The organism is Frateuria sp., from assembly GCF_035695185.1.
In the GTDB taxonomy this organism is placed as follows: Bacteria; Pseudomonadota; Gammaproteobacteria; order Xanthomonadales; family Rhodanobacteraceae; genus Frateuria_A.
In genome coordinates this window covers 1-6,836 of the sequence record NZ_DASSES010000182.1, presented here as the reverse complement: position 1 = coordinate 6,836, position 6,836 = coordinate 1, and the positions used below count along the sequence as shown (strand labels likewise).

At 70.3% G+C, this 6,836-nt stretch carries 8 protein-coding genes; 6 read left to right on the top strand and 2 right to left on the bottom strand.

Features of this window, described 5'->3' with window-relative positions; translation table 11 throughout:
- The 6 genes from VFH59_RS14715 to VFH59_RS14690 form a co-directional block, all read left to right on the top strand.
- Positions 1-788 (top strand): OB-fold nucleic acid binding domain-containing protein (locus VFH59_RS14715; protein WP_325165659.1); only part of this gene is annotated, 788 nt, incomplete at its 5' end.
- A gap of 179 nt (positions 789-967) precedes the next feature.
- On the top strand, positions 968-1,924 hold the full coding sequence (locus tag VFH59_RS14710; protein ID WP_325165658.1) for an acetyl-CoA carboxylase carboxyltransferase subunit alpha: 957 nt from the start codon (positions 968-970) through the stop codon (positions 1,922-1,924).
- A gap of 204 nt (positions 1,925-2,128) precedes the next feature.
- The gene (locus tag VFH59_RS14705) at positions 2,129-2,881 is read left to right on the top strand and encodes an NYN domain-containing protein (RefSeq protein WP_325165657.1); all 753 of its coding nucleotides are present in this window, start codon (positions 2,129-2,131) and stop codon (positions 2,879-2,881) included.
- Positions 2,874-4,178 carry a tRNA lysidine(34) synthetase TilS gene (gene tilS, locus VFH59_RS14700; protein WP_325165656.1) on the top strand — a complete coding sequence of 435 codons (1,305 nt, stop codon included), beginning with the start codon at positions 2,874-2,876 and terminating at the stop codon, positions 4,176-4,178. Before VFH59_RS14705 ends, tilS begins: the two co-directional genes overlap by 8 nt.
- A gap of 199 nt (positions 4,179-4,377) precedes the next feature.
- Positions 4,378-4,635 (top strand): exodeoxyribonuclease VII small subunit, encoded by a 258-nt coding sequence (locus VFH59_RS14695; protein ID WP_325165655.1) that lies wholly within the window; start codon positions 4,378-4,380, stop codon positions 4,633-4,635.
- Positions 4,595-5,530, top strand: a complete 936-nt coding sequence (locus VFH59_RS14690; protein WP_325165654.1) for a farnesyl diphosphate synthase — start codon at positions 4,595-4,597, stop codon at positions 5,528-5,530. The genes VFH59_RS14695 and VFH59_RS14690 overlap by 41 nt, the downstream gene beginning before the upstream one ends.
- A 99-nt stretch (positions 5,531-5,629) precedes the next feature.
- Here the strand turns inward: VFH59_RS14690 and VFH59_RS14685 are convergent, their stop codons facing one another.
- Both VFH59_RS14685 and VFH59_RS14680 read right to left on the bottom strand, forming a co-directional pair.
- Positions 5,630-6,091, bottom strand: coding sequence for a DUF4870 domain-containing protein (locus VFH59_RS14685; protein WP_325165653.1), 462 nt, complete (start codon positions 6,089-6,091; stop codon positions 5,630-5,632).
- A gap of 88 nt (positions 6,092-6,179) precedes the next feature.
- A partial coding sequence (locus VFH59_RS14680; RefSeq protein WP_325165652.1) for a metallopeptidase TldD-related protein occupies positions 6,180-6,836 on the bottom strand: 657 nt, incomplete at its 5' end.

Genomic DNA, 6,836 nt, shown 5'->3' with positions numbered 1-6,836 from the left:
AGTCCGGCCAGAACGACATGTTCGGCGCGCTGATGGGCAGCGCCGCGCCCGTGGTGCAGATCGAGCTGCCCACCGCGCCCGACTGGCCGCTGGAGCAGAAGCTGCAGGGCGAGCGCGAGACGCTCGGTCATTACCTTTCAGGCCACCCCACCGATCCGTGGCGCGAGGAGCTGGCGCAGCTGTCCACCTGTCCGCTGGGCGAGATCGCCGAGCGCTACCAGCCGCCGCGTCCGCGCAAGAGCGATGGCGAGGAAAACCGTTTCCGCCGCGGCCCGGACACGCCGTGGACGGTCGCCGGCATGGTCACGGCGGTGCGCAAGCGCGGCGACAGCGATGCCTTTGTCCGGCTTGAAGACGGCACGGGCATCATCGAGGTGAGCTTCTTCGGCGAGCTCTACCAGCAGGTCGCACCCCTGCTCACCCGCGACGAGATGCTGATCGTCGACGGTGGCCTGCGCATCGATGAGTTCTCCGGCGGCGGCTTCCAGCTGCGCGCCCGCGGCGCGATGACCCTGGCCGACGCCTGCCGCCGGCACGCCCGCGCACTCAGGGTCAAGTTGAACGGGATCGGCCCGGGCTTCGAGCAGGAACTCAAGCAGACCCTGGCCGGCTACCGCGGCGGCCGCGCCACGGTAATCCTGCACGGCTACCACAACCGCAGCGCCCAAGCCGACCTGGAGCTGGGCGAGCAGTGGCGCGTGGAAGCCATTCCCGACCTGCTGCGCGCGCTGCGCGGGCTGTCTTGGGTCGAGGCGGCCAAGCTCCGGATCGTCAAGTCCGAAGCCTGAGCCCCTCTCCCTCCGCGGGAGGGAACAAACAACCGTTCGCCCTGAGCGTAGGCCCCTGGGGCCGAAGTCGAAGGGCCATCTCCCCGGCGAACGGCCGCCTGGGCCCCATACGCCCGCGTTCCCGCCTTGACACCCACCCCGGCTATACTGCCCCGCTCAGCGTCCCGAACCGCCCGCGAATGAACCCCAACTTCCTCGATTTCGAACAACCGCTCGCCGAACTTGAAGCGAAGATCGAAGAACTGCGCCACGCCAGCCATGGCCAGGCATTCAACATCGACGAGGAAGTCGCGCGCCTGCGCGAGAAGCTCAAGGTCAAGACCGCCGAGATCTTCCGCAACCTCAATTCCTGGCAGATCACCCAGCTCTCGCGCCACCCGGCGCGGCCCTACACGCTCGATTACATCGGCGTGATCTGCGAGGAGTTCCAGGAACTGGCCGGCGACCGTGCCTTCGCCGACGACGCCGCCATCGTCGGCGGCCTGGGCCGCATCAACGGCCGGCCGGTGATGATCATCGGCCACCAGAAGGGCCGCGACACCAGGACCAAGGTGCGCCGCAACTTCGGCATGCCGCGCCCGGAGGGCTACCGCAAGGCGCTGCGCCTGATGAAGACGGCCGAGCGCTTCGGCCTGCCGCTGCTGACCTTCATCGATACTCCCGGCGCCTACCCGGGCGTCGGCGCCGAGGAGCGCGGGCAGAGCGAGGCGATCGCCCGCAACCTGCTGGAGATGGCCGACCTGAAGACCCCGATCGTCTGCACGGTGATCGGCGAGGGCGGCTCCGGCGGCGCGCTGGCGATCGGCGTGGGCGACCGCGTCAACATGCTGCAGTACTCGACCTACTCGGTGATCTCCCCCGAAGGCTGCGCCTCGATCCTGTGGAAGAGCCAGGACAAGGCCCGCGACGCCGCCGAGGCGCTGGGCATGACCGCTCCGCGCCTGCACGAACTCGGCCTGGTCGACAAGGTGATCCGCGAACCGCTGGGCGGCGCCCACCGCAACCCGCGCTCGATGGCGGTCCGCCTCAAGGCCGTGCTGATGAACCAGCTCGACGAGCTCGAAGCGGTCGCCGAGCCGGACCTGCTCGAGCAGCGCTACCGCCGGCTGCGCAGCTACGGCGCCTACGCCGAATAAGCGCCTGACCGGCGTGCGCGGACTCGCCCACGCCCACATCCGCGCGCCGGAGGCGGTGGTCGAGGCCTGCGCCTTTCTACAGCGCTGACCGCGTAGGAGCCCACCCAGTGCGCGACCGGATGCCTGCGGTCGCGCACTGGGTGCGCTCCTACAGAGGGCCGCGCCCCCGGTTTACTATCGGGGCCCGTCCCAAAAGACATCGCCATGGCCGACCACGCCAAGCTCGCCGTACTGATCGACGCCGACAATGCCCAACCCGGTCTGGCCGAGGGCCTGCTCGCGGAGGTGGCCCGCTACGGCACCGCCCACGTCAAGCGCGCCTACGGCGACTGGACCGACAACCACCTGCGCGGCTGGAAGGACCGGCTGCTGGACCTGTCGATCCAGCCCATCCAGCAGTTCGGCTACACCAAAGGCAAGAACGCCACCGACTCGGCGATGATCATCGACGCGATGGACCTGCTCTACACGGGCCGCTTCGATGGCTTCTGCATTGTCTCCAGCGACAGCGACTTCACCACGCTGGCGCGGCGCATCCGAGAGTCCGGCCTCACCGTTTACGGTTTCGGCGAGCGCAAGACGCCGGGGCCGTTCGTCGCCGCCTGCGACAAGTTCATCTATACCGACGTGCTCGGCGAGCCCGACAGCGACAGCGAAAAGCCCGCCGAACCGGCCCAGCGCTTGAACACGCAGGAGCTACGCCAGGACACGCGGCTGGTGAACCTGCTGCGCAACGCCATCGAGGACGCCGCCGACGACACCGGCTGGGCGGGCCTCGGCGCCGTCGGCAGCATGGTCAGCAAGCGCGCGCCGGAGTTCGACTCGCGCAACTGGGGCTATGGCAAGCTGAGTGGCCTCATCGGTGCGATCGGGCTGTTTGATACCGAAGACCGCCAGCTCGGCAACGGCAAGCACATCTACGTGCGCAACAAGAAGAAGCCGGCCAGCCGTGAATAACCTGCGCACGCTGCCCGACACGCTGCGCCACGCCCTGGACAGCCACCCGGACGGCCCGCTGTGCGTGGCCTTCAGCGGCGGGCCCGATTCCACTGCGTTGCTGCATGCACTGGCCGCGTTGCCGCAGGCGCGTGCACGTGGCCTGCGCGCCGTGCACGTGGACCACGGATTGCATCCGGCAAGCGGCGCCTGGGCCGCGCAGGCGGCGGCGTTCTGTGCGTCGCTGGACGTCCGCTGCGAGGTGCGCCGGGTCGAGGTGCCGCGTGCCGCCGGCGAGGGCCTGGAAGCTGCCGCGCGGCATGCGCGCTACGCCGCTTTCGCTGGCGCGCTGCATCCCGGCGAATGGCTGCTGCTGGGACACCATCGCGACGACCAGGCCGAAACGGTGCTGCTCAAGCTGCTGCGCGGCGCCGGCCCGCAGGGACTCGGCGGCATGCGGGCCGTCCGTCCGCTCGGTCGGGGCCAGCTCTGGCGCCCGCTGCTGGCTCTCCCGCGCACGGTGTTGCGCAACTACATCGAGGCTCACGCGCTGCCCTGCATCGACGATCCGTCCAACCAGGACACCGCCCTGGCGCGCAACCATCTGCGCCACGACATCCTGCCGCGCATGCGTCGGCACTGGCCGCATGCGGTCGATTCCATCCTGCACAGCGCGGCGCTCTGCCGGGCCGCGGACGAGGCCTTGCGCGCGCACTGGCTTGAAGCGTTCGCCGCCCTGCACGACTCCGCCAGTGACAGCCTCGATGCGCAAGGCTGGCTCGCCCTCGATCCCGCCCTGCGCGAGCCCCTGCTCGACCACTGGCTGCATGCCCAAGGCCTGCCTGCACCTACGACCGCACAGCGGCGACAGATCGAACGCCAGTGCCATGCCCGGCCCGGCCAACAGCCGTGCGTGCGCTGGCCAGGCGTGGAGCTGCACATCTGGAGGGGGCGCTTGTGGGCGCTTGCGCCACGGCCGCCGATCGATCCGCACTGGCAGGCCTGCTGGCGTGGCGCCCCATTGACGCTGCCCGATGGCGGCCAGCTCGCGCTCGCTCCGGCGGGGCCCCTCGGCACCCCGTTCGTCGTGCGCCTGCGCCGGGGTGGCGAGCGCATCAGGCCCGCCGGCGACCGGCATACCCGCGAACTGCGCGACCTGTTCCAGCAGGCCGGGGTGCCGCCCTGGCGGCGGGAAGCCTGCCCGTTGCTCTATGCGGAAGGCGAACTCATCGCGGTCGCCGACCTCTGGCGAACGGCCCATGGCTCCGCGCTGTTCGATGCCGCCGGCGCCCAGCCGCGGTGGATGCCGGCTGCTTGAGCCGCCCTGGTCGCTCTCGCGCCAGGAGCACCGCGGGGCTCGGGGCCATGCTTCGACTTCGGCGTGCGGCCCGCGCTGAGCGCGAACGGATCTACTGAAAGCCATTCACCCAGAGCGTCGCCCGCGAAGCGCCAAAGTCCGAGGCCCGCACACCCCCAAACATTGATTCCGGCACCCCGCTGCGCTAGCGTTGCCGCCCATGGCCAAGACCGCTCCCGCCACCGCGGAAACCCCATCCGTCGCCGACTTCGAGCATTCGCTGGACGAGCTCGAGCAACTGGTGGCGCGCATGGAAGGCGGCGAGCTGAGCCTGGACGAATCGCTGGCCTCCTTCGAGCGCGGCATCGGCCTCTACCGTCACTGCCAGCAGGCCCTGGACAAGGCCGAACTGCGCGTGCGCCTGCTGCTCGATCCCGATGCGCCCGACGACGCCGAACCCTTCGACCCCGAACCCTGACGCGCCGTTCCAACTCGGCCCCCGGCTGCTCGCGCTGACCGCGCGTGCCGACGCCGCCCTGGCGCGCGTGCTGCCGTCCGAGCAGCTGCCGCCACTGGAGCTGCACCGCGCCATGCGCTACGCCGTGCTGGGTGGTGGCAAGCGGCTACGCCCGCTGCTGGTCTATGCCGCCGGCCACGCGCTCGGCATGGATGGCATCGAACTGGATGCACCCGCCTGCGCGGTCGAGCTGATTCACGCCTACTCGTTGGTGCACGACGACCTGCCGGCGATGGACGACGACGCCTTGCGCCGTGGTCGGCCGACCTGCCACATCGTCTACGGCGAGGCGATGGCGATCCTCGCCGGCGACGCCTTGCAGGCGCTCGCCTTCGAGATCCTGGCCCACGATCCGCACAGCGGCACCGACGCCGCCCGCGCGCTGGACATGCTGCGTGTGCTCGGCCGCGCCTGCGGCGCCGAAGGCATGGCCGGCGGGCAGGCGCTGGACTTGGCGGCCGTGGGCCGCAGGCTGACGCTGGCGGAGCTGGAACACATGCACGCCTGCAAGACCGGCGCACTGATCCGAACCGCCGTGCAGCTGGGTGCGCTCACCGCGGGCGCCGACGCGGGCGCGATCGATGCGTTGGATCGCTATGCGGCGGCCGTCGGCCTGGCCTTCCAGGTCCGCGATGACATCCTCGACGTGGAAGGCGAGTCAGCGGTGATCGGCAAGACCGCCGGCAAGGACGCGGCGGCCGACAAGCCCACCTTTCCCTCGATCATCGGCCTGGCGGCGTCGCGCGCACGGCTGGCCGAGCTGATCGCTGCGGCGCTGCAGGCGATCGCGCCGTTCGGCGACCGGGCCGTGCTGCTCGAAGAGCTGGCCCACTACGCGGCTCATCGCTCCCACTGAAAAAGCCGCAGGAGCGCCGCTGCGCACGACCGGGATGCTCGTGGTCGCGCACAGCGGCGCTCCTGCAGGAAGCCGGGTGGGCCGGGGCCCACCCGCGGGTCACTTGATCAGGCGCAGGGTGAACGGATAACGGTACCGCTCGCCCTCGTTCGCCTTGATCGCGGCGATGATCGTGAACACCAGCCAGGCAATGCCGACCAGGATGCCGACCGGCACCGTCAGCAATGCGCCGAAGCCGAAGGTGACCAGGGTCAGCAGCAACAGGATCACGCCGACGATGGCCAGGGTGATGTTGAAGTTCAGCGCCTCCTTGGCCTGATCGTCGACGAAGGGCATGGTGTCCTTCTTGATCAACCAGATCACCAGCGGGCCGATGAAGCAGCCCAGGCCGGCGAACGCGCCGGTGAGCAGCCCGCCCACCAGGGCGGACAGGTGCGCGAACAGCGCCCACTGGCGCTCCTCGTGGCTGGGCGCACCGGCCGAATCGAACGGCTCGGGCGGCGGGACCGGCTCACCGGGAGGCGGCGGGGGCGGGACGACGGAATCGGGTGGAACGCTCATGACAGGCTCCTCTTTCCTTCGATGACGCCGGCCTCTCGCCGGTGCTGCGATGCTAGCAAAGCCGCGCGGCGGCGCCATAGGCCAAAGGCTATTGTCCGCCCACGGTCATGCGGTCCAGCAGGATCGAGCCGGTCAGGATCTGCGCGCGCCGGTCCACGTCGCTGCCCACGGCCACGATGCCCGCGAACATGTCGCGCAGGTTGGCGGCGATGGTGATCTCCTCCACCGGGTAGGCGATCTCCCCACCCTCGACCCAGAAACCGGCCGCGCCGCGCGAGTAGTCGCCGGTCAGCGTGCTCACGCCCTGCCCCATCACCTCGGTGACGACCAGGCCGGTGCCCATGCGCTTGAGCAGCGCGGCGAAGTCGTCCTGCCCAGGCTCGACCAGCAGGTTGTGGATGCCGCCGGCGTTGCCGGTCGATTCCAGCCCGAGCTTGCGTGCCGAGTAGCTGCTCAGGATGTAGCGGGCCAGCACGCCGTTCTCGATGAGTGCGCTGTCGCCCGTGGCCACGCCCTCGGCGTCGAATGCGCCCGAGCCCATGCCGCGCGGGAGCAGCGGACGCTCGACGATGTTCATCCACTCCGGCATCACCCGCCTGCCGGCGTGATCCAGCAGGAAGCTGGCGCGACGGTACAGCGCGCCGCCGCTCACCGCGCTGACCAGGTGGCCGACCAGCCCGCGGGCGATTTCCGGGACGAACAGCACCGGGCACTGGCGCGTGCCCAGGCTGCGCGAATCGAGCCG

Coding starts and splice junctions, on each gene's coding strand:
- VFH59_RS14685 (WP_325165653.1), bottom strand. CDS start 6,091: ATGAGCGTTCCACCCGATTCCGTCGTCCCGCCCCCGCCGCCTCCCGGT.
- VFH59_RS14690 (WP_325165654.1), top strand. CDS start 4,595: ATGCGCCCGACGACGCCGAACCCTTCGACCCCGAACCCTGACGCGCCG.
- VFH59_RS14705 (WP_325165657.1), top strand. CDS start 2,129: ATGGCCGACCACGCCAAGCTCGCCGTACTGATCGACGCCGACAATGCC.
- VFH59_RS14710 (WP_325165658.1), top strand. CDS start 968: ATGAACCCCAACTTCCTCGATTTCGAACAACCGCTCGCCGAACTTGAA.
- VFH59_RS14695 (WP_325165655.1), top strand. CDS start 4,378: ATGGCCAAGACCGCTCCCGCCACCGCGGAAACCCCATCCGTCGCCGAC.